The 20,326-nt window shown below is 72.3% G+C and carries 22 protein-coding genes; 16 read left to right on the top strand and 6 right to left on the bottom strand.

The window, feature by feature from the left end:
• Positions 1-12 precede the first annotated feature (12 nt).
• Positions 13-777, bottom strand: coding sequence for an ABC transporter permease (locus ABFY03_RS09715; RefSeq protein WP_319011101.1), 765 nt, complete (start codon positions 775-777; stop codon positions 13-15).
• 89 nt (positions 778-866) lie between these two features.
• Positions 867-1,811, bottom strand: coding sequence for an ABC transporter ATP-binding protein (locus ABFY03_RS09710; RefSeq protein ID WP_346169693.1), 945 nt, complete (start codon positions 1,809-1,811; stop codon positions 867-869).
• A 170-nt stretch (positions 1,812-1,981) separates the two neighbouring features.
• On the opposite strand from ABFY03_RS09710, the gene ABFY03_RS09705 reads away from it, so the two are divergent.
• From ABFY03_RS09705 to ABFY03_RS09670, 8 genes are all read left to right on the top strand, one after another.
• The gene (locus ABFY03_RS09705; RefSeq protein WP_319011099.1) at positions 1,982-2,707 is read left to right on the top strand and encodes a helix-turn-helix transcriptional regulator; all 726 of its coding nucleotides are present in this window, start codon (positions 1,982-1,984) and stop codon (positions 2,705-2,707) included.
• Complete coding sequence (gene sufB / locus ABFY03_RS09700) at positions 2,704-4,119, top strand: Fe-S cluster assembly protein SufB (RefSeq protein WP_031002804.1); 1,416 nt, start codon at positions 2,704-2,706, stop codon at positions 4,117-4,119. Before ABFY03_RS09705 ends, sufB begins: the two co-directional genes overlap by 4 nt.
• Before the next feature lie 61 nt (positions 4,120-4,180).
• On the top strand, positions 4,181-5,362 hold the full coding sequence (sufD, locus tag ABFY03_RS09695) for a Fe-S cluster assembly protein SufD (protein WP_346169692.1): 1,182 nt from the start codon (positions 4,181-4,183) through the stop codon (positions 5,360-5,362).
• The gene (locus ABFY03_RS09690) at positions 5,362-5,679 is read left to right on the top strand and encodes a bifunctional 3-phenylpropionate/cinnamic acid dioxygenase ferredoxin subunit (protein WP_030692512.1); all 318 of its coding nucleotides are present in this window, start codon (positions 5,362-5,364) and stop codon (positions 5,677-5,679) included. Before sufD ends, ABFY03_RS09690 begins: the two co-directional genes overlap by 1 nt.
• Before the next feature lie 7 nt (positions 5,680-5,686).
• The gene (gene sufC, locus ABFY03_RS09685) at positions 5,687-6,451 is read left to right on the top strand and encodes a Fe-S cluster assembly ATPase SufC (protein ID WP_319011097.1); all 765 of its coding nucleotides are present in this window, start codon (positions 5,687-5,689) and stop codon (positions 6,449-6,451) included.
• Positions 6,448-7,716, top strand: coding sequence for a cysteine desulfurase (locus ABFY03_RS09680; RefSeq protein WP_319011096.1), 1,269 nt, complete (start codon positions 6,448-6,450; stop codon positions 7,714-7,716). The genes sufC and ABFY03_RS09680 overlap by 4 nt, the downstream gene beginning before the upstream one ends.
• A gap of 14 nt (positions 7,717-7,730) precedes the next feature.
• On the top strand, positions 7,731-8,204 hold the full coding sequence (gene sufU, locus ABFY03_RS09675; protein WP_282691652.1) for a Fe-S cluster assembly sulfur transfer protein SufU: 474 nt from the start codon (positions 7,731-7,733) through the stop codon (positions 8,202-8,204).
• Positions 8,201-8,554, top strand: coding sequence for a metal-sulfur cluster assembly factor (locus ABFY03_RS09670; protein ID WP_319011095.1), 354 nt, complete (start codon positions 8,201-8,203; stop codon positions 8,552-8,554). Before sufU ends, ABFY03_RS09670 begins: the two co-directional genes overlap by 4 nt.
• A 62-nt stretch (positions 8,555-8,616) precedes the next feature.
• Here the strand turns inward: ABFY03_RS09670 and ABFY03_RS09665 are convergent, their stop codons facing one another.
• A complete protein-coding gene (locus ABFY03_RS09665) occupies positions 8,617-9,684 on the bottom strand; it encodes a DUF7847 domain-containing protein (protein ID WP_319011094.1) in 1,068 nt (355 codons plus the stop codon).
• Between the two features lie 62 nt (positions 9,685-9,746).
• Between ABFY03_RS09665 and ABFY03_RS09660 the strand changes: the two genes are divergently transcribed.
• The 4 genes from ABFY03_RS09660 to ABFY03_RS09645 all read left to right on the top strand — a co-directional run bounded on the left by ABFY03_RS09660 (position 9,747) and on the right by ABFY03_RS09645 (position 12,150).
• Positions 9,747-10,067 carry a DMT family transporter gene (locus ABFY03_RS09660; protein WP_319011093.1) on the top strand — a complete coding sequence of 107 codons (321 nt, stop codon included), beginning with the start codon at positions 9,747-9,749 and terminating at the stop codon, positions 10,065-10,067.
• Between the two features lie 44 nt (positions 10,068-10,111).
• Entirely contained in the window at positions 10,112-10,663 is a 552-nt protein-coding gene (locus ABFY03_RS09655) for a TetR/AcrR family transcriptional regulator (protein ID WP_346169691.1), read from the top strand.
• Between the two features lie 44 nt (positions 10,664-10,707).
• Positions 10,708-11,694 (top strand): 2,3,4,5-tetrahydropyridine-2,6-dicarboxylate N-succinyltransferase, encoded by a 987-nt coding sequence (gene dapD, locus ABFY03_RS09650; protein WP_319011091.1) that lies wholly within the window; start codon positions 10,708-10,710, stop codon positions 11,692-11,694.
• A gap of 237 nt (positions 11,695-11,931) precedes the next feature.
• The gene (locus ABFY03_RS09645; RefSeq protein WP_319011090.1) at positions 11,932-12,150 is read left to right on the top strand and encodes a hypothetical protein; all 219 of its coding nucleotides are present in this window, start codon (positions 11,932-11,934) and stop codon (positions 12,148-12,150) included.
• On the opposite strand, the gene dapA is transcribed toward ABFY03_RS09645, so the two are convergent.
• Both dapA and ABFY03_RS09635 read right to left on the bottom strand, forming a co-directional pair.
• Complete coding sequence (gene dapA, locus ABFY03_RS09640) at positions 12,129-13,013, bottom strand: 4-hydroxy-tetrahydrodipicolinate synthase (RefSeq protein ID WP_346169690.1); 885 nt, start codon at positions 13,011-13,013, stop codon at positions 12,129-12,131. The genes ABFY03_RS09645 and dapA overlap by 22 nt on opposite strands.
• An 85-nt stretch (positions 13,014-13,098) precedes the next feature.
• Positions 13,099-13,545, bottom strand: coding sequence for a GNAT family N-acetyltransferase (locus ABFY03_RS09635; protein ID WP_319011088.1), 447 nt, complete (start codon positions 13,543-13,545; stop codon positions 13,099-13,101).
• Between the two features lie 93 nt (positions 13,546-13,638).
• Here ABFY03_RS09635 and ABFY03_RS09630 point away from each other — a divergent pair, with 93 nt between their 5' ends.
• On the top strand, positions 13,639-14,352 hold the full coding sequence (locus ABFY03_RS09630) for an antibiotic biosynthesis monooxygenase family protein (RefSeq protein WP_319011087.1): 714 nt from the start codon (positions 13,639-13,641) through the stop codon (positions 14,350-14,352).
• Between the two features lie 13 nt (positions 14,353-14,365).
• Here the strand turns inward: ABFY03_RS09630 and ABFY03_RS09625 are convergent, their stop codons facing one another.
• Positions 14,366-16,204, bottom strand: a complete 1,839-nt coding sequence (locus ABFY03_RS09625; protein ID WP_319011086.1) for an endonuclease/exonuclease/phosphatase family protein — start codon at positions 16,202-16,204, stop codon at positions 14,366-14,368.
• Between the two features lie 231 nt (positions 16,205-16,435).
• Between ABFY03_RS09625 and ABFY03_RS09620 the strand changes: the two genes are divergently transcribed.
• From ABFY03_RS09620 to ABFY03_RS09610, 3 genes are all read left to right on the top strand, one after another.
• Positions 16,436-17,884 (top strand): hypothetical protein, encoded by a 1,449-nt coding sequence (locus ABFY03_RS09620; protein WP_319011085.1) that lies wholly within the window; start codon positions 16,436-16,438, stop codon positions 17,882-17,884.
• 140 nt (positions 17,885-18,024) lie between these two features.
• On the top strand, positions 18,025-19,467 hold the full coding sequence (locus ABFY03_RS09615) for an alkaline phosphatase PhoX (protein ID WP_346169689.1): 1,443 nt from the start codon (positions 18,025-18,027) through the stop codon (positions 19,465-19,467).
• Between the two features lie 132 nt (positions 19,468-19,599).
• Positions 19,600-20,301, top strand: coding sequence for a GntR family transcriptional regulator (locus ABFY03_RS09610; RefSeq protein ID WP_346169688.1), 702 nt, complete (start codon positions 19,600-19,602; stop codon positions 20,299-20,301).
• Positions 20,302-20,326: the final 25 nt, after the last annotated feature.

The raw sequence follows: 20,326 nt of genomic DNA, 5'->3' as shown, positions 1-20,326 counted from the left end.
GGTCCCGTTCCGCTACTCCCAGCGGAAGAACCTCGCCGCCGCGCCGAGCCCCAGGACGGCCCAGACGGCGAGGATCAGGGCGTCGCCCCACGGCATCCCGGCGCCGTGCTGGAGGACGTCCCTGAGGCCGTCCGAGAGGGCGGAGATGGGCAGCAGCGCCAGCACGTCCCCGGCCGCGCCGAACTTCTCCAGCGGGACGATCACCCCGCCGCCGACGAGCAGCAGCAGGAAGACCAGGTTGGCCGCGGCGAGGGTGGCCTCGGCCTTGAGCGTGCCGGCCATCAGCAGCCCCAGCCCGGAGAAGGCCGCGGTGCCGAGGACCAGCAGGAGCAGCACGGCGAGCGGGTTGCCGTGCGGGGACCAGCCGAGGCCGAGCGCGATGGCGGTCAGCAGCGCGATCTGGAGGACCTCGGTGACCAGGACGGAGAGCGTCTTGGCGGTCATCAGGGCCCAGCGGGGGAGCGGGGAGGCGCCGAGCCGCTTCAGGACGCCGTAGCGGCGCTCGAAGCCGGTGGCGATGGCCTGGCCGGTGAAGGCGGTGGACATCACGGCGAGCGCGAGGACGCCCGGGGCGAGGAAGTCGACGGCCTTCCCGTCGCCCGTGTCGACGACGTCCACGGTCGAGAAGAGCACCAGCAGCAGGGACGGGATGATCACCGTGAGGAGGAGCTGCTCGCCGTTGCGGAGCAGCATCCGGGTCTCCAGGGCCGTCTGGGCCGCGATCATCCGCCCGACGGGGGCGGCCCCCGGCTTCGGCGCGTACGTGCCGACGCTCATGCGCGCAGCTCCTTGCCGGTCGGTTCCAGGCTGTGCTTTCCCGGGGGGGCGACCCCCGGACCCCCGGCGGATCTCGGGCTTGCCCGCCTTCATGACCTCAGCTCCTTGCCGGTCAGCTCCAGGAAAACGTCTTCGAGGGTGTGGCGCTCGACCGCGATGCCGTCGGGCATGACGCCGTGCTGGGCGCACCAGGTGGTGACGGTGGCGAGCAGCTGGGGGTCGACGGAGCCGGAGATCCGGTACGTGCCGGGGAGCGGCTCGGCGGCCTGGGTGCCGTCCGGGAGCGCCTTGAGCAGGGAGCCGAGGTCGAGGCCGGGGCGGCCGGTGAAGCGGAGGGTGTTCTCGGCGCCGCCGCGGCAGAGCTGCTCGGGGCTGCCCTGGGCGGCGACCCGGCCGCCGTCGACGATGGCGACGTCGTCGGCCAGCTCCTCGGCCTCCTGCATGAAGTGGGTGGTGAGGACGGTCGTGACGCCGTCGGCGCGGAGCTCGCGGACGAGGTCCCAGGTGGCGCGGCGGGCCTGCGGGTCGAGACCGGCGGTGGGTTCGTCGAGGAAGACCAGTTCGGGGCGGCCGACGACGGCCATGGCGAGGGTGAGCCGCTGCTGCTGGCCGCCGGAGAGCCGCCGGTAGGTCGTCCGGCCGCAGGAGCCGAGGCCGAGGCGCTCGATCAGGGCGTCGACGTCCAGGGGGTGGGCGTGCAGCTTCGCCATGTGGCGGAGCATCTCGTCGGCGCGGGCCCCGGAGTAGACGCCGCCGGACTGGAGCATCACGCCGATGCGGGGGCGCAGGGCGGCGGCGTCGGCGACCGGGTCGAGGCCGAGGACGCGGACGGTGCCGGCGTCCGGCCTCCGATAGCCCTCGCAGGTCTCGACGGTGGTGGTCTTGCCGGCGCCGTTGGGGCCGAGCACGGCGGTGACCGTGCCGGTGCGCACGTCGAGGTCGAGGCCGTCGACGGCGGTCTTGGTGCCGTACCGCTTGACCAGACCGCGGACGCGGACGGCGGTGTCGGCCCTGTCGGCGGACTCGTTTCGCATGCCGGGAAGTCTAGGAGAGAGCCGGACGCGCCCGTCCGTCCGGGTCCCGGATTCATCCCATGAATGATCGTTTCCGCAGGTCAGGTAAGCCTTACCTGAGTGACGCACGCCATCGCCACCGCGTCCGGCGCGGCTTGTCACTGCCTGATTAATTACGCAACAATGGCGTTGTGAAAAACCTTGGCGCGGCTCCGGTGGAGGAACTCGCGACCCGAGAGCGGTCCACACGCAACCGGGTCGCGCGGTCGATCCTGGACCACGGCCCCTCCACCGTCGCCGACCTCGCGGAGCGGCTGGGCCTCACCCAGGCCGCCGTCCGCCGGCACCTCGACGCGCTCGTCGCCGAGCAGGTCGTCGAGGCCCGCGAGAAGCGCGTCTACGGGACCCGTACCCGAGGCCGCCCCGCCAAGGTCTTCGCCCTCACCGACTGCGGCCGGGACGCCTTCGACCAGTCGTACGACTCCCTCGCCGTGGAGGCGCTCCGCTGGATCGAGCGGAACGCCGGTGGAGAGGCCGCCGTCGCCGCCTTCGCCCGCGACCGGATCGAGGCCCAGGCCGAGTCCTACCGCGAGGCCGTCGAGTCGGTCGAGCCCGAGCGCCGGGCCGAGGCGCTGGCCAAGGCCCTCACGGCGGACGGGTACGCTGCCACTGCGCGCAACGCGCCGGTCGGCGAGCAGCTCTGCCAGCACCACTGCCCGGTCGCCCACGTCGCCGAGCAGTACCCCCAGCTGTGCGAGGCGGAAACGGAGATCTTCTCCCGCCTCCTGGGAACGCACGTCCAGCGCCTGGCCACCATCGCCCACGGCGACGGCGTCTGCACCACGTTCATCCCGCACGGCGCCCCACAGACCACCGAATCAGCATCCGCAAGCACGGCCGGGAGGAACCCCGCATGACCACCGAGATCAGCCACCCCGAGCTCGAGGGCCTGGGTCGGTACGAGTACGGCTGGGCCGACTCCGACGCGGCCGGCGCCGCGGCCAAGCGCGGACTGAACGAGGACGTCGTCCGCGACATCTCCGCGAAGAAGAACGAGCCCGAGTGGATGCTGAAGCTGCGTCTCAAGGGTCTGCGCCTCTTCGACAAGAAGCCCATGCCGACCTGGGGCTCCGACCTCGGCGGCATCGACTTCGACAACATCAAGTACTTCGTGCGGTCCACCGAGAAGCAGGCCGAGTCCTGGGAGGACCTGCCGGAGGACATCAAGAACACGTACGACAAGCTCGGCATCCCGGAGGCGGAGAAGCAGCGCCTCGTCGCCGGTGTCGCGGCCCAGTACGAGTCCGAGGTCGTCTACCACCAGATCCGCGAGGACCTGGAGGAGCAGGGCGTCATCTTCGTCGACACCGACACCGCGCTGAAGGAGCACGAGGAGCTCTTCAAGGAGTACTTCGGCACCGTCATCCCGGTCGGCGACAACAAGTTCGCCTCCCTGAACACGGCCGTGTGGTCCGGCGGATCGTTCATCTACGTGCCGAAGGGCGTGCACGTCGAGATCCCGCTCCAGGCCTACTTCCGCATCAACACGGAGAACATGGGCCAGTTCGAGCGGACGCTGATCATCGTCGACGAGGACGCCTACGTCCACTACGTCGAGGGTTGCACCGCCCCGATCTACTCCTCCGACTCGCTGCACTCCGCGGTCGTCGAGATCATCGTGAAGAAGGGCGGCCGCTGCCGCTACACGACCATCCAGAACTGGTCGAACAACGTCTACAACCTGGTGACCAAGCGCGCCGTCGCCTACGAGGGCGCCACCATGGAGTGGGTCGACGGCAACATCGGCTCCAAGGTCACCATGAAGTACCCGGCCGTCTACCTGATGGGCGAGCACGCCAAGGGCGAGACCCTGTCCATCGCCTTCGCGGGCGAGGGCCAGCACCAGGACGCCGGCGCCAAGATGGTCCACATGGCCCCGAACACCTCGTCGTCCATCGTCTCCAAGTCGGTGGCGCGCGGCGGCGGCCGCACCTCCTACCGCGGCCTCATCGAGATCGGCGAGGGCGCCCCCGGCGCCAAGTCCAACGTGCTCTGCGACGCCCTGCTCGTCGACACGATCTCCCGCTCCGACACGTACCCCTACGTGGACGTGCGCGAGGACGACGTCACCATGGGCCACGAGGCCACCGTCTCCAAGGTCTCCGAGGACCAGCTCTTCTACCTGATGCAGCGCGGTCTCACCGAGCAGGAGGCCATGGCGATGATCGTCCGCGGCTTCGTCGAGCCGATCGCCAAGGAGCTGCCGATGGAGTACGCGTTGGAGCTGAACCGGCTGATCGAGCTGCAGATGGAAGGCGCGGTCGGCTAACCGCCACCGCCCCCGCAGCGACCGACTCACACGTACGCAGGAAGAGAGCAAGACGACAGCCATGGCTGAGGCTCAGAACATCCCGGCCGGTTCCACGACCGCCGGCTCGATCGCGGTGGCCGCCGAGTCCACCGTCGCCACGCGCATGAGCGCCCCGCCGTCCTTCGACGTCGCGGACTTCCCCGTCCCGCACGGCCGCGAGGAGGAGTGGCGCTTCACCCCGCTGGCCCGCCTCCGCGGTCTGCACGACGGCACCGCCGTCGCCACCGGCGAGGGCGTCCGGGTCGAGATCGAGGCCCCCGAGGGCGTCACCGTGGAGACCGTCGGCCGCGACGACGAGCGGCTGCGCAAGGCCGGCAAGCCGGTCGACCGCGTCGCCGCCCAGGCGTACTCCTCCTTCGAGAAGGCGTCGGTCGTCACCGTCGCCAAGGAGGCCGTCCTCGCCGAGCCGATCCGCGTCGCCGTGCACGGCCAGGGCGGCGTCGCCTTCGGCCACCAGGTGATCGAGCTCGGCGCCTTCGCCGAGGCCGTCGTCGTCATCGACCACACCGGTGACGCGGTGCTCGCCGCCAACGTGGACTTCGTCCTCGGCGACGGCGCCAAGCTCACCGTCGTCTCCGTGCAGGACTGGGACAAGGACGCCGTCCACGTCGCCCAGCACAACGCGCTGCTCGGCCGGGACGCCTCCTTCAAGTCGGTCGTCGTCACCTTCGGCGGTGACCTCGTCCGCCTCCACCCGCGCGTCAGCTACGCCGCCCCCGGCGGCTCCGCCGAGCTCTTCGGCCTGTACTTCACCGACGCCGGCCAGCACCAGGAGCACCGCCTCCTCGTCGACCACAACACCCCGCACTGCACCTCGAACGTCGCCTACAAGGGCGCGCTCCAGGGCCAGGACGCGCACGCGGTGTGGATCGGCGACGTCCTCATCCAGGCCGCCGCCGAGGGCACCGACACCTACGAGCTCAACCGGAACCTCGTCCTCACCGACGGCGCCCGGGTCGACTCCGTGCCGAACCTGGAGATCGAGACCGGCGAGATCGCCGGCGCCGGCCACGCCTCCGCCACCGGCCGCTTCGACGACGAGCAGCTCTTCTACCTGATGTCCCGCGGCATCCCGGAGACCGAGGCCCGCCGCCTCGTCGTCCGCGGCTTCTTCGCCGAGCTGGTCCAGCAGATCGGTCTGCCGGACGTCGAGGAGCGCCTGATCGCCAAGGTCGAGGCCGAGCTGGAGGCTTCCGTCTGATGGCCTTCGTCCGAGTCTGCGCGCTGAGCGAGCTGGAGGCCGACACCCCCAAGCGGGTCGAGGTCGACGGCACGCCGGTGTCGGTCGTCCACACCGAGGGCGAGGTGTACGCGATCAACGACATCTGCTCGCACGCGAACGTCTCCCTCTCGGAGGGCGAGGTCGAGGACTGCGCCATCGAGTGCTGGCTGCACGGTTCCAGCTTCGACCTCCGTACCGGCAAGCCGTCGGGCCTTCCCGCGACGCGCCCCGTCCCCGTGTACCCCGTAAAGATCGAAGGGGACGATGTGCTCGTCTCCGTCACCCAGGAGTCCTGAGTCACCCATGGCAACGCTCGAAATCCACGACCTGCACGTCTCCGTCGAGGCGGAGAACGGCCCCCGCGAGATCCTCAAGGGCGTCGACCTGACCATCAAGCAGGGTGAGACCCACGCGGTCATGGGCCCCAACGGCTCCGGCAAGTCGACCCTGGCGTACTCCCTGGCGGGTCACCCCAAGTACACGGTCACCGGCGGCACCGTCACCCTCGACGGCGAGGACGTCCTGGAGATGTCCGTCGACGAGCGCGCCCGCGCCGGCGTCTTCCTCGCCATGCAGTACCCGGTCGAGGTCCCCGGCGTCTCGGTCTCCAACTTCCTGCGCACCTCCGCCACCGCCATCCGCGGCGAGGCCCCCAAGCTGCGCACCTGGGTCAAGGAGGTCCGCGAGGCCATGGACCAGCTGTCCATGGACCCGGCCTTCGCCGAGCGCAACGTGAACGAGGGCTTCTCCGGCGGTGAGAAGAAGCGCCACGAGATCCTCCAGCTGGAGCTCCTCAAGCCGAAGATCGCGATCCTCGACGAGACCGACTCCGGCCTCGACGTCGACGCCCTCCGCATCGTCTCCGAGGGCGTCAACCGCGTCCGCGAGACCGGCGAGGTCGGCACCCTGCTGATCACGCACTACACGCGCATCCTGCGCTACATCAAGCCCGACTTCGTGCACGTCTTCGCGAACGGCCGCATCGTCGAGTCCGGCGGCGCCGAGCTCGCCGACCAGCTCGAGAACGAGGGCTACGACAAGTACGTGAAGGGTGGCGCATCCGCGTGACTTCCGCCCATCAGGGGCTGACCGGCCTCCTCGACACCGAGGCGATCCGCAAGGACTTCCCGCTCCTGGACCGCACGGTCCACGACGGCAAGAAGATCGTGTACCTGGACTCCGCGGCCACCTCGCAGAAGCCGCGCCAGGTCCTCGACGCGCTCAACGCCTACTACGAGCGGCACAACGCCAACGTGCACCGCGGCGTCTACACGGTCGCCGAGGAGGCCACCGAGCTGTACGAGGGCGCCCGCGACAAGGTCGCCGCCTTCATCAACGCGCCGAGCCGCAACGAGGTGATCTTCACCAAGAACGCCTCCGAGTCGCTCAACCTCGTGGCCAACATGCTCGGCTGGGCCGAGGACCCCTACCGGGTCGACCACGAGACCGAGATCGCCATCACGGAGATGGAGCACCACTCCAACATCGTCCCGTGGCAGCTGCTCTCGCAGCGCACCGGCGCGAAGCTGAAGTGGTTCGGCCTCACCGACGACGGCCGCCTCGACCTGTCGAACATCGAAGAGGTCATCACGGAGAAGACGAAGATCGTCTCCTTCACGCTGGTCTCCAACCTGCTCGGCACCCAGAACCCGGTCGAGACCATCGTCCGGCGCGCCCAGGAGGTCGGTGCGCTCGTCTGCATCGACGCCTCGCAGGCGGCCCCGCACCAGGTCCTGGACGTGCAGGCGCTCCAGGCCGACTTCGTGGCCTTCACCGGCCACAAGATGTGCGGCCCGACCGGCATCGGCGTGCTGTGGGGACGGCAGGAGCTCCTGGAGGACCTGCCGCCCTTCCTCGGCGGCGGCGAGATGATCGAGACCGTCTCGATGCACTCCTCCACCTACGCGCCGGCCCCGCACAAGTTCGAGGCGGGTACGCCCCCGATCGCCCAGGCCGTCGGCCTCGGCGCGGCCGTGGATTACCTGTCGGCGATCGGCATGGACAACATCGCGCGCCACGAGCACGCGATCACCGAGTACGCCGTCCGCCGCCTCCAGGAGGTGCCGGACCTGCGGATCATCGGCCCCACCACGGCCGAGGACCGCGGCGCGGCGATCTCCTTCACGCTCGGGGACATCCACCCGCACGACGTGGGGCAGGTGCTGGACGAGCAGGGCATCGCGGTCCGGGTCGGCCACCACTGCGCGCGGCCGGTCTGCCTGCGGTACGGAATTCCTGCGACCACGCGGGCGTCGTTCTACCTGTACTCCACTCCGGCCGAGGTCGACGCCCTGGTCGAGGGGCTGGAGCACGTCCGTAACTTCTTCGGATAGGGCGGCTGAGCGCTGTGAAGCTGGATTCGATGTACCAGGACGTCATCCTGGACCACTACAAGCACCCGCACGGGCGGGGCTTGCGGGACGGCGACGCCGAGGTGCACCACGTCAACCCGACCTGTGGTGACGAGATCACGCTCCGCGTGAAGTACGACGGCGACCGCGTCGAGGACGTCTCGTACGAGGGCCAGGGCTGCTCCATCAGCCAGGCGTCGGCCTCCGTCCTCAACGAGCTCCTCGTCGGCAAGGAGCTGGCCGAGGCGCAGAAGATCCAGGAGACCTTCCTGGAGCTGATGCAGTCCAAGGGCCAGGTCGAGCCGGACGACGCCATGGAGGAGGTGCTGGAGGACGCGGTCGCGTTCGCCGGCGTCTCCAAGTACCCGGCCCGGGTGAAGTGCGCGCTGCTCAGCTGGATGGCGTGGAAGGACGCGACCGCCCAGGCCCTGGGCGGAGACGACCAGAAGTCTGTGAGGAAGTCGGCATGACCGAGAACGCGACCGAGAACGCCGAGGCGGCCACGATGAAGCCGGCCTCCGAAGAGGAGATCCGCGAGGCGCTGTACGACGTCGTCGACCCCGAGCTGGGCATCGACGTCGTCAACCTCGGCCTGATCTACGGGATCCACATCGACGACTCCAACGTCGCGACGCTGGACATGACGCTGACCTCGGCGGCCTGTCCGCTGACCGACGTCATCGAGGACCAGGCCCGCGCGGCCACCGACGGCATCGTCAACGAGCTGCGGATCAACTGGGTCTGGATGCCCCCGTGGGGTCCGGACAAGATCACCGACGACGGCCGCGAGCAGCTGCGCGCGCTCGGCTTCAACGTCTGATCACCGCTCGACCGCACGAGAAGGGGCCCCCGGCACACCGCCGGGGGCCCCTTCTCGTGCCGTCACGCCGCCGACCGGGCGGCCAGGGCCGGGCCCAGGTTCTCCCGGCGGATGCGCTGGTCGACGTAGAGGAGACCGGAGGCCAGCGGCTGGAGCGGGGCGAGCAGCGCCTGGACGAGCAGCTGGACCAGTCCGACGACGGCCACCAGTCCGCCGACGGCGAGGAACACCGTGCCGGGGGTGGGGGTGAGGTTCGTCTCGGCCTGGAGGGTGAACATCGAGAACTGGGCCACCAGGGAGACGCCCATCTGCACCACGAACGAGATGCCGCCGACGATCAGCAGCATCACCAGGGTGCACCCGAAGATCCGCCACCAGGAGCCGCGCACCAGCTCCGCGGAGCGGCGCAGCGCGGCCGGCGGGCCGGCGGACTCGATCACCGCGGCGGTCGGGGCGAGGCTGTACCTGATCCAGATCCAGAGGGCGACCGGCAGGGTGGCGGCGCTCAGCAGGAGCACCAGCAGGCCGGTGATCAGCAGCCCGGCGCCGTTGTCGGTGTGGTGCCCCTCGTTCGAGGCGATGTTCGCGATCATCCCGCCCAGCATCAGGCAGAAGCCGACCAGCGAGAGCAGCACCGGGACGAGCGCGGCCAGCGCCGGCAGGACGAGCGCGCCGAGCGTCGCGCCGAGCCGGGACCAGGACCGCCGCCACACCGCCCCGAAGCCGGTCCTCCGCCCGAGCACCGCCTCCTGGACCACGGTCGCGACGGCGGCGTGCAGCAGACCGGTGGCGAGCAGCAGCCCCAGCGCGCAGGCCAGCCAGATGATGCCGACCCCGACGAAGAGCGGCGCCAGCTCCGGCTGGTCGCCGTCCGGGCCGGGGGCGGCCGCCCAGCGGTCGTACCGGTCGGCGAGCGCGGCCCAGGCGACCGTGCCCACCCCGAAGATGAGCGCGGCGGCCGCCGCGTAGGAGGCCAGGGAGACGCCGAGGAGCACCTTCCAGTGGCGGCGGTACGCCTCGAAGGAGCCGGCCAGGACGTCGCCGAGGTCCAGCGGGGCCAGCGGTATCACACCCGGCTTCGGCGGCGGAGCGGCGTAGCCGTAGCTGTACGGCCCACGGGCGAAAGTCATGCGCCATACCGTAGCGGGCAGCGTTGCGTACGCCCGTACACAACGGCGGTACCCTCCTGCCCATGGGTTACGGACTGCTCGCCGGGGCCATAGCGGCCGAGATCATCGCCACCACCTCCATGAAGTACAGCGAGGGGTTCACCAGGTTCTGGCCCTCGCTCGTCACCGGCACCGGGTACGTCATCGCCTTCGCGCTGCTCGCCCAGGCCCTCAAGACCCTTCAGGTCGGCACCGCCTACGCGATCTGGTCGGGCGTCGGCACCGCCGCCGTCGCCGGGATCGGGATCCTCTTCCTCGGCGAGACCCTGAGCCTCGCCAAGATCGCCGGGATCGTCCTCATCATCGCCGGCGTCGCCGTGCTCAACCTGGGCGGGGCGCACTGACGGCACGGACCCGGCGGTACGACCCCGGGCGGCGCGAGCGGATCGTGGACGCCGCCCTGCGGGTGGTCCGCCGGGACGGGATCGGCGGGCTGAGCCACCGCACGGTCGCCGCCGAGGCGGACGTGCCGCTCGGCTCCACCACCTACCACTTCGGCTCCCTCGACGACCTCCTCGTCGCCGCCCTCCGGAAGGCCGACGCCGGCCTCGCCGAGGAGCTGCGGAGCCGGCCCGCCCGCCCCGGCGACACCCTCGCCGAGGGGCTCGCCCGGCTGCTCGCAGCGCGGCTCGGCGCCGGGCGGAGCCAGGTGCAGCTGGAGTACGAACTCCGCCTCGCCGCCCTGCGCCGCCCCGCGCTCCGGCCCGTCGCCGCCGAACGGGCCGAGGAGGTCGTCACCGCCCTCGCCCGGCACACCGGGCGGAGCGCCGCCCGCGCCCTGGCCGCCCTCATGGACGGGATCGCCCTCCAGGTCCTGCTCGGCGGCGCGCCGTACGACGAGGCGCACGCCCGCGAGATGATCGCCCGGATCCTGAACGAAGAGCCGAAAGACCAGGCCGGAGCCTTGTCGGAAGCTCCGGCCGGCCCGACCGGCACCTGAGACCGGTTGGCCCGCGCGGGGGCGGGACCGTTAGGTTTTCCGTCATGACCACCACTGCTCCCCGCACCACCGGCGCCGTCGCCGCCGGCCTCGCCACCATCGCCGGCGACGGCACCGTCCTCGACACCTGGTTCCCCGCCCCCGAGCTCACCGAGGAGCCCGGCCCGGCCGGCACCACGCGGCTCTCCCCGGACGAGGCCGTGAACGCCCTCGGCGAGGGCGCCGCCAAGGCGCTCGGCGTGGACGCCCGCCGCGGCGTCGAGGTGGTCGCCGTCCGCACCGTCATCGGCTCGCTCGACGACAAGCCGCTCGACGCCCACGACGCCTACCTCCGCCTCCACCTGCTCAGCCACCGCCTGGTGAAGCCGCACGGCCAGAGCCTGGACGGCGTCTTCGGCCTGCTCGCCAACGTCGCCTGGACCTCGCTCGGCCCGGTCGCCGTGGACGACATCGAGAAGGTGCGGCTCAACGCCCGCGCCGAGGGCCTGCACCTCCAGGTCACCTCGATCGACAAGTTCCCCCGCATGACCGACTACGTCGTGCCCGCCGGCGTCCGGATCGCCGACGCCGACCGCGTCCGCCTCGGCGCCCACCTCGCCGCCGGCACCACCGTCATGCACGAGGGCTTCGTCAACTTCAACGCCGGCACCCTCGGCACCTCCATGGTCGAGGGCCGCATCTCCGCCGGCGTCGTCGTCGGCGACGGCTCCGACATCGGCGGCGGCGCCTCCACCATGGGCACCCTCTCCGGCGGCGGCAACGTCGTCATCTCCATCGGCGAGCGCTGCCTGATCGGCGCCGAGGCGGGCGTCGGCATCGCCCTCGGCGACGAGTGCGTCGTCGAGGCCGGCCTGTACGTCACCGCCGGCACCCGGGTCACCATGCCCGACGGCGAGATCGTCAAGGCCCGCGACCTCTCCGGGCAGTCGAACATCCTCTTCCGCCGCAACTCGGTCACCGGCGCCGTCGAGGCCCGCCCGAACAACGCGGTCTGGGGCGGCCTCAACGACATCCTGCACAGCCACAACTGACGGCCCGACCGGCCCTCCCGGCCCCGCTCAGACGGCCGGGAGGGCGGTCGGCCGCTCTCCGTGCAGCGCCCTCAGAGGCTTGCCCGGGTCCTCCACCGGGCCGCAGCCCCAGGCGCCCGCCCCCAGCGACGGGGACAGGACCGCGAAGCTCGTGACGGGACGGCAACCGAACCCGATCACGGAGCGTTAGGGATGCGGAGCGCCGTGCTCCACCGAGAGACGAGGCGAGGAGTCGACATGAGGACGAAGCCCATGGTCGCCGGGGTGCTGGCCGCGGCGGCGGTGCTGCTGCCGGCGGGGGCCGCCCGGGCGGACGAGACGCACACGCACAACGGGCCGGCGGTGACCAACGGCCCCAGTCTCAGCCTGCACACCGGGCAGATCGACGACCCGCTGGAGGACGTCCTGGAGCACGCGGCGATCCTCGGCCGGACCTACACGACCGACGCCGCCTGATCCAGCTCCGCGAGGAGGGCGCGCAGCCCGTCGGCCGTCTCCCGGCCGGCGGGCCGCAGCGGCTCCCGGAGCGGGCCGCCGAGCAGCGCCTTCACGGTGACCGTGCCGGGCAGGCCGGCGGCCATCATCCGCTCGACCAGCGGCAGCGTGCGGGCGTGCAGCCGGGCGGCCAGGGCGGTGTCGCCGGCGTCGTACGCGTCGAGGACGGCGGCGAGCGGGCGCGGCGCCACGTTCGCGACCGTGCTCACGTAGCCGGCGCCGCCCACCGCGTACAGCGGCAGGTTCAGCTCCTCGCTGCCGGAGTAGTACGCGAGCCCGGTCTCGGCGATCAGCCGGGCCGCGGTCAGCAGGTCGTACGAGCAGTCCTTGACGGCGGTGATCCGCGGGTGCGCGGCGAGCCGGCGCATGGTGTCGGGCTCGACGCGGGTGCCGGTGCGGCCGGGGATGTCGTAGACCATCACGGGGAGCCCGGTGGAGTCCGCGACCTTCAGGAAGTGCGCGGCGACCGCGTCCTGCGGCGGGCGGCTGTAGTACGGGGTGACGACGAGCAGCCCGTCGGCCCCGGCGGCCTCCGCCTGGCGGGCCAGCTCCACGGTGTGCCGGGTGTCGGCCGTGCCCACGCCCGCGAGCAGTGCGGGGGCCGGGCCGATCGCTTCCCGCACGGCCCGGATCAGCGCCGCCTTCTCGGCGTCCGTGGTGGTGGGGGACTCGCCGGTGGTGCCGTTGAGGACCAGGCCGTCGCAGCCCTCGCCGACCAGCCGGGCGGCCAGCTTCCCGGCCGCGTCGAGGTCGAGGGCACCGGAGCCGGTGAAGGGGGTGATCATCGCGCAGAGGGCGCGGCCGAAGGGCCGATGAGTGCTCATACGGGAAGTCTGGGCGCCGACGACCGTGAAGGTCCACGTAGATCTGCTTGGCCGGAACGTTCAGCCCGGCTGAACGAAGGCGGGGTCAGAGGGTCAGCTTGAAGCCCTCGTGGCTCCGGGCGTACCCCAGCGAGGCGTAGAAGCGGTGGGCCTCGGCGCGCTTCTTGTCGCTGGTCAGCTGGACGAGGGCGCAGCCGCGCGCGCGGGCCCGGTCCGCCGCCAGCTCCATCAGCCGTCGGCCCAGGCCCGCGCCCCGGTGGTCGGCCCGGATCCGGACCGCCTCGATCAGCGCCCGCTCGGCGCCGCCCTTGCCGAGGCCCGGGATGTAGGTGGCCTGGAGGCAGCCGAGGACCGTGCCGTCCGGGTCGGTCAGCACCAGCATCTCGTTGCGGGGATCGGCCTCGATGGCCGCGAAGGCCCGCTCGTACGCCTCGGTGACCCGGACGGTCGCGGGGTCGACGACCCGCCGCTCGTCGGCCAGGAGGGCGAGGACGGCGGGAAGTTCGGCGCGGGTGGCGGGGCGAAGGATCACGACCGGAAGTCTCCCATGCCGAACCCCCTTGACCTCGACCAAGGTTGAGGGAGGAGGGTCGAACCGTCCGCACCGAGCAGGAGGAGACACCCCATGAACGCCGTCGCACGCCCCGACGCCCGTCCCGACCTCGACCGCCCCGGGGTCGGCGCCGTCCTCGTCAGCACCTGGCGGGTCGGCACCCCCGAGCGTCAGCGCGCCGCCGTCGAGGCGATCCGGAAGGCCTGGGAGAGCCGCGCGTGGCCGGACCTCGGCCTGCTCTCGTACAGCGTCCTCGCCGGGACCGACGGCGAGACGCTGCTGCACTACTCGCAGTGGACGGAACAGCAGGCGTACGAGGACTTCGTCCGCGCCTACCGCGACGACCGGAACGCCGAGATCGACGCGGCCGTGCCCGGGGTCGAGCGGGTGGAGCTCCGCCGCTACGGGGCGATCCACCGCTCCACCGTCCGCGGCGCGACGGGCACGGGGGAGCCGCCCGCGGTCGTCGTCATCGTCGAGGCCGACTTCGACCCGTCCGGCGCGGGCCACCGGGAGGAGTGGGTGGACCGCGTGTTCGACGCCCTGGACGAGGACGCGGCGACGCGGCCCGGGTCCGGCGGGATCAGCGGCCGCTTCCACCTCTCCACCGACGGCGGCCGGGTCCTCAACTACGCCGAGTGGGAGAGCGAGCGGGCCCATGAGGAGTGGCTGGCGGACGACGGCCGGCTGAGCGAGGCGTGGGCGCGGGTGCACCACCACCCGGCCCTCACCGGCAGCCGCGTCCGCAGGTACGCGCCCGCGCTCAGCCTGAGCGCGGGCGCGTAGCGCGGGATCCGGGTTACGGGCGGAAGCGCAGGACCTGCGGGTCGTGGTCGCTGTTCTGGTCCGCGAACTCGGCGTTGATGTGCACGCTGTCGTACTCGAAGTGGTGCACGCCGGGGCTGGTCAGGATCTGGTCGAGGACCTGGCTGTTGCCCTGGTAGACGTACGAGTAGCGCTCGGAGGCCGGGAGCGCCTTCACGGCCGGGTAGAGGGCGTCGCCGTCGGTCAGCGCCTCGGTCGTGCCGGAGAACTCGAAGTCGTTGATGTCGCCGACGACGAGGACGTCCGCCTGCTTGTCGACGGCGATGATCTCCTTGACGAAGGCGTTCACGGCCTGCGCCTGGAGGTGGCGCTTGGCCTCGGAGGAACGGTTCGGCGGCTGGTGGTGGGAGACGATCGACTCGTCGCCGCCCTTCGAACCGAAGTGGTTGGCGATCACGAAGACCGTGCGGCCGCGGAAGCTGAACTCGCCCGCGAGCGGCTTGCGGCTGGCCTCCCAGGCGGCGTTCGCCGGGTCGATCCGGCCGGGGGAGAGGGTGAGGGCGGCGCGGCCCTTCGAGCCGGTGACACCGGTCGCGGTGGTCGCGTCGCCGCCCGGGCGGTCCACGAAGGAGACCCGCTCGGGGTTGAAGAGGAAGACCTGGCGGATGTTGCCGCCGGGCTCGCCGCCGTCCTTGTTGTTCTCCGGGGCGATCGAGCGCCACTCGTACGCCGGGCCGCCGGCCGCGACGATCGCGTCCGTGAACTTCTTCAGCGTCTGCTCGGCCGAGACCGTGCCGTCGTTCTTGGCGCCGTTGTCGTCCTGGATCTCCTCCAGGGCGACGATGTCCGGGGTGGCGAGGTTCTCGACGACCGCCTTCGCGAGCGCGTCGAACTTCTCCTGCGGGTCGCTCGGGTCGAGGTTCTCCACGTTGTACGTGGCCACGGCCAGCTCGTTCTTGTGCTGCCGCTCCGTGACCTCGCGCTCCAGGCCCATGTCCTGGAGGGTGCCGAGGGTGCGGGCGGTCAGGGTGTAGCCGCCGAACTGGTTGAAGTCGAGCGGGCCCTCGGTCGAACCGGTCAGCCAGTCGCCGACGTTCGCCTTCGGGAAGGGCTGCTGGGCGAGCGGGATCAGCGACTGGATCTGGAGCCGGCCGGTGTTCTGGGACTCGTACGAGCCGTAGACCGTGCCGCCGCGCTCGTTGTCGTTCTCCCACGGCTTCACCGTGACCCACAGCTCGGAGTACGGGTCGGTGGCGCCGACCACCCGGGAGGAGCCGACGCGGACGTTGGTGCCCTCCAGGGACTCGTAGTAGTCCAGGGCGTACGTCTCCGGGTCGAGCGTCAGGCCGTTGATGGAGCCGCCGTTCGCCGGGTCGCCCGCGGGGGCGTACGCGTCCGGCACCGACCACGGGGCGATGGTGACCGGCTCGGGCAGCGCGTTGCCCTTCGAGACCACGGTGACCTTGGGGCGGGACAGCTGGGTCAGCGACTGGTTGCCGGAGTTCAGGCCGCCGGGGACGTACTCGGTGACCGTGCCGTCGACGCTGACCGCGTCGCCGACCGCGACCGTCGGGGCGGAGCTCGTGAAGACGAACAGGCCCTCGCTGGTGGCCGGGTTCTCGTCGCCCTGCGGGTCCTGCATCCAGAAGCCGCGCGAGGAGCCGTAGCCGCGGACGCCGGTGACGATGCCCGTCACCCCGGTGACCTGCTTGCCGGCCAGCGGCGAGACCCGGGTGGTGCCCTGCACGTCGTGGATGCGGACGGCGGCGGTGTCCTCGGCCGCGGCGCTCTGCGAGCCGGCGAGCAGACCGGCCGCGAGCGCGGCCGCGACCACCGCGGAGACGGCGGCGGTTCTCGGTATGGAGGAAGACATCAGGAGGCTCCGAGGGTGCTTGGAGGAACGGCAGAGAGATCTACGCGCGTCAATCTCCGGTGAGAGCGCCCCACTTGTCAAGGGTCGACGGGTGTACGAAGGCTGACAGGCCCGTGAACCGGCGGGCGGCCCCCCGGATGCGTCTACGCTGAGACGCCGGCCCCACCCCGGTGCCGGCCGGTCCCCACCGGCACCCCACCGATCCACGCACGCGTCGAGGAGATCCCCCACATGGCTGCGGAGCACCCCACCCTTCCCCCCGTTCGGCTGCCCTCGGACGCGGAGCTGGCCCGGGAAGCCCTGTCCGCCCCCCTCCTCGCCCACGCCGTCCGCCTCGCCCGCTGGGCCGGGCCCGACACCCGGGTCGGCGCGGGCGGCGAACTCGTCGACGAGCAGCTGCCGGACGCCGCCGGCGTCCTCGGCCTGGCCGACGACGAGGACGCCGAGTACTGGGCGGGCGACGCCTGGCGGCTCGCCGTCGACACCGGCCTGGTCGACGTCGAGGACGGCGCCGACGACGACACCCCCGGCACCGCGGCCGCCGGCGAGAACCTCGCCGTCGTCACCGGCGGCGCGCCCCGGGACGTGCTCGCCCTCTGGCTCGACGCCTTCGAGGCCGTCTTCGCCGACGCCGTCGCCCCCGTCCTCGACGACCTGGAGCCGCTGCTCGACGAGGACGGCGGACTCGACCTCGACACCCTCGACTGGGACCCGGAGGCGGAGGCCGACTTCCTGGAGGGCGTGCTCGGCAACCTCTACCTGCTGACGGTCAGCGAGGGCGGCCCGGGCGACGGGCCCGTGCCGCTGCCCGCCCTCGCCGCCTCCATGGTCGTCCCCGACGACATGGGCGAGCCCACCGACGACGTCCTGGAGCAGGTCTCCGACGCGATGATGCGGCTCGACGAGCAGTTCCGCCTCCTGGAGCCGATCGGCCTCGTCGAGTACCAGCCCGTCGACGAGGCCCTGATGGCCGAGGAGGGCGAGGAGCCCGCGCCGCCCGTCGACGACGAGGACGTCACCCGCTACGGCATGGTCCGGCTCACCCCGCTCGGCCTCTTCGGCGTCCGGACCCGCATGGTGGAGGCCGGCGTCGACGCCCCCGCCGTCGGCGACCTCGCGGAGAAGGACGCCGACACCCTCCTCGCCGGCCTCGTCGGCTACCCCGAGTCCGCCGCCCGCGCCGAGACCGAGGCGTGGCTGGCCGGCCGCGAACCGGTGCCCGCCGCCGCCGACCTCCTCGCCGCCGCCCGCGGTGCCGACCCCGACTCCCCGCTCCGCCGCCTCCACTGCCAGCAGGCCCTCGCCCTCGTCGGCCCCGAGGCCGAGCCGGTGGTCCGCGCCGTCCTCGACGACCCGGAGCTCGGCGGCCTCGCCCGCGTCTGGCTCGCCGAGCGCGGCGCCTCCGACGTGCCCCCGCCGCCGGAGTCCATGATCTTCTGGCTCGCGGTCGACACCATCGCCGCCCAGCTCGACGCCTCCGGCGAGCCCGCCGAGCTCCAGGAGCTCATCGAGGGCCTGACCAGCCGGCACACCGGCTTCCTGGAGACCGCCTGGCGGGTCGAGCACCCGGCCACCGCCGACGTCCTCGACGCGATGGGCCGGCTCCACCCGGACAAGGCGGCCGCCAAGGAGGCCCGCAAGGCCGCCTTCAAGGCCCGCTCTCGCACCGGCTCCGCCTGAACCCCGCGCCGCCGGAGCGCCTTTCCCCGGATCGGGGGAGGCGCTCCGCGGCCGTTCCCACGGCGTTCAGCCGCCGTTCCCGCGGGCGCGCGAGGGTGTGCGCGACAACCGGCACCCAGCTTGGGGAGAGACCGCACACCATGGCGCTCAACCGCAGAGAGTTCACCCAGAAGTCCGCGCTCGCCGGCTTCGCCCTCACCGGCGCCGTCGGTGTGCTCGCCACCGCCCCCGAGGCCCTCGCGAGCGACGAGGCCGCCCACGGCGTCCCCGGCCACGCCGACGACCACGCCGACGGCGGCCACGGCCACCACCGCCTCGGCTACGGCCCGCTGGTCGCCGACCCCGACGGTCTCCTCGCCCTGCCCGAGGGCTTCTCCTACCGCGTCATCACCCGCACCGGCGTCACCCGCCTGGAGAGCGGCGAGTTCACCCCGGCCAAGCACGACGGCACCGCCGCCTTCGCCGGCCCGCGCGGCACCACGTACCTGGTGAACAACCACGAGATCAAGGGCGACCGGGCCAAGGTGGAGTTCCCCGTCCCGCTCGCCGAGGGCCTCGTCTACGACCCGAAGGCGGCCGGCGGCTGCACCGTCGTCGAGGTGCACCGCGACGGCACCGTCGCCGAGTGGGTCGGCATCGCCGGCACCTCCACCAACTGCGCCGGCGGCCGCACCGCCTGGGGCACCTGGCTGACCTGCGAGGAGAACTCCGACCTCGCCGGCACCAACGGCATGACCAAGGACCACGGGTACGTCTTCGAGGTCGACCCCCGCGACCGCCGGGCCAACCTCGACCCCAAGCCCCTCAAGTTCTTCGGCCGTTACGACCACGAGGCCGTCGTCATCGACCCCCGGCGCGGCCACGCCTACCTCACCGAGGACGCCTCCAAGCCCAACGGCCTCCTCTTCCGCTGGGTCCCGCCGCAGGACTTCGAGCACGGCCGGGGCAGGCTGCGCACCCTCGCCGACGACGCCGGCGTCCTCCAGGCCGCCCGGTGCATCGACTCCGCCGGGCAGTTCGTCGACGACCTCTCCCGCGCCACCCGCATCGGCACCGTCTACGGCGTCGACTGGGTGGACGTCCCCGACCGCGACGCCCGCACCACGCCCGTGCGCAAGCAGTTCGCCGACGACCAGGTCACCCGCGGCCGGAAGCTGGAGGGCATGTGGTGGGCCGACGGCGGCGCCTACGTCGTCTCCTCGTACGCCCGCGAGGAGAGCCCCGGCGCGGCCCACGACGGCCAGGTCTGGTTCTACGACCCCAAGCGCCGCACCCTCACGCTCAAGGTGTTGTTCGGCGTGAACCCCGCGCCCGAGCAGGACGGCGCCTACGACTCCCCGGACAACATCACCGTCTCCCCGTACGGCGGGATCGTCATCGCCGAGGACGGCGAGGGCGTCCAGCACCTCATCGGCGCCACCGACTCGGGCCGCACCTACCCGATCGCCCGCAACGACCTCAACGACAGCGAGTTCGCCGGCGTCGTCTTCTCGCCCGACGGCGACACCCTGTACGCCTGCATCCAGAACCCTGGGATCATGGTCGCGATCACCGGCCCCTGGCGCCGCCAGCCCCGCCGCTGACGCGCCGCCGGCCCTCCCGGCCCCGCCGGAACCGGGGGAGCTGTGAGGATTCGCGTCGGGTTCCCGTCGGGTTCCCGCCAGGTTCCAAGATCCTCTGTCGGCTCCATGGACTGACATCTAACCTGTCAGTCCATGGACGACGTTCTGCGGCCCGTGGGCCGGACCCTGTTGCGCGACCGGGCCTACGAGTCGCTGCGGGAGGCGATCGTGCGCGGCGACCTCGCCCCCGGCGCCCTCCTCAAGGACGCCGACCTCGCCGACCGGCTCGGACTCTCCCGCGCGCCCGTCCGCGACGCCCTCGCCCGGCTCACCGTCGAGGGCCTCGTCGAGACCAAGCCGCAGAGCTACACCCGGGTCACCCGGCCGGTCAGCCGGATCGTCCGCGACGCCGCCTCCGTGGTCCGGGTGATGCACGAACTCGCCGCCCGCACCGCCGTCCCGCTGCTCGGCCCCGAGGCCATCCGCGCCATGCGCGAGGCCAACGAGCGCTTCGCCGCCGCCGTCCGCGCCTCCGACGTCGAGGCCGCCCTGGACGCCGACGACGAGCTGCACCAGATCCTCGTCGGCGCCAGCGGCAACCACGCCGCCGCCGCCACCATCGACCGCTACACCCCGCTGCTCCGCCGCGTCGAGCGCCGGCTGTTCGGGGACGCCGACAGCTGCGCCTCCGCCGAGCTCCACACCCACCTCATCGACGCCTGCGCCGCCGGGGACGCGGAGGAGGCCGTCCGGATCACCAGCGAGATCTGGGCCGCCCTGGAGCAGTTGGCCGACGACGCCATCGAGGTCGCCGAGGTCACCGGCATCCCCGCGCCCGCGCCGTCGATGGCGTGACCCCGCCCCGCCACCCCAGGGAGAG

The sequence above is a fragment of the Streptomyces roseofulvus genome, from assembly GCF_039534915.1.
Classification (GTDB): Bacteria; Actinomycetota; Actinomycetes; order Streptomycetales; family Streptomycetaceae; genus Streptomyces; species Streptomyces roseofulvus.
This window is presented reverse-complemented; position numbering and strand designations above follow the sequence as displayed.

What these genes read in the sequence shown, in the direction of transcription:
- ABFY03_RS09645 (WP_319011090.1), top strand. Translation starts at nt 11,932, where the DNA reads ATGAGGACGAAGCCCATGGTCGCCGGGGTGCTGGCCGCGGCGGCGGTG.
- sufD (WP_346169692.1), top strand. Translation starts at nt 4,181, where the DNA reads ATGGCTGAGGCTCAGAACATCCCGGCCGGTTCCACGACCGCCGGCTCG.
- ABFY03_RS09630 (WP_319011087.1), top strand. Translation starts at nt 13,639, where the DNA reads ATGAACGCCGTCGCACGCCCCGACGCCCGTCCCGACCTCGACCGCCCC.
- dapA (WP_346169690.1), bottom strand. Translation starts at nt 13,013, where the DNA reads ATGAGCACTCATCGGCCCTTCGGCCGCGCCCTCTGCGCGATGATCACC.
- ABFY03_RS09615 (WP_346169689.1), top strand. Translation starts at nt 18,025, where the DNA reads ATGGCGCTCAACCGCAGAGAGTTCACCCAGAAGTCCGCGCTCGCCGGC.
- ABFY03_RS09610 (WP_346169688.1), top strand. Translation starts at nt 19,600, where the DNA reads ATGGACGACGTTCTGCGGCCCGTGGGCCGGACCCTGTTGCGCGACCGG.
- dapD (WP_319011091.1), top strand. Translation starts at nt 10,708, where the DNA reads ATGACCACCACTGCTCCCCGCACCACCGGCGCCGTCGCCGCCGGCCTC.
- ABFY03_RS09620 (WP_319011085.1), top strand. Translation starts at nt 16,436, where the DNA reads ATGGCTGCGGAGCACCCCACCCTTCCCCCCGTTCGGCTGCCCTCGGAC.
- ABFY03_RS09625 (WP_319011086.1), bottom strand. Translation starts at nt 16,204, where the DNA reads ATGTCTTCCTCCATACCGAGAACCGCCGCCGTCTCCGCGGTGGTCGCG.
- ABFY03_RS09715 (WP_319011101.1), bottom strand. Translation starts at nt 777, where the DNA reads ATGAGCGTCGGCACGTACGCGCCGAAGCCGGGGGCCGCCCCCGTCGGG.
- ABFY03_RS09665 (WP_319011094.1), bottom strand. Translation starts at nt 9,684, where the DNA reads ATGACTTTCGCCCGTGGGCCGTACAGCTACGGCTACGCCGCTCCGCCG.
- ABFY03_RS09660 (WP_319011093.1), top strand. Translation starts at nt 9,747, where the DNA reads ATGGGTTACGGACTGCTCGCCGGGGCCATAGCGGCCGAGATCATCGCC.
- ABFY03_RS09690 (WP_030692512.1), top strand. Translation starts at nt 5,362, where the DNA reads ATGGCCTTCGTCCGAGTCTGCGCGCTGAGCGAGCTGGAGGCCGACACC.
- ABFY03_RS09670 (WP_319011095.1), top strand. Translation starts at nt 8,201, where the DNA reads ATGACCGAGAACGCGACCGAGAACGCCGAGGCGGCCACGATGAAGCCG.
- sufB (WP_031002804.1), top strand. Translation starts at nt 2,704, where the DNA reads ATGACCACCGAGATCAGCCACCCCGAGCTCGAGGGCCTGGGTCGGTAC.
- ABFY03_RS09710 (WP_346169693.1), bottom strand. Translation starts at nt 1,811, where the DNA reads ATGCGAAACGAGTCCGCCGACAGGGCCGACACCGCCGTCCGCGTCCGC.
- sufC (WP_319011097.1), top strand. Translation starts at nt 5,687, where the DNA reads ATGGCAACGCTCGAAATCCACGACCTGCACGTCTCCGTCGAGGCGGAG.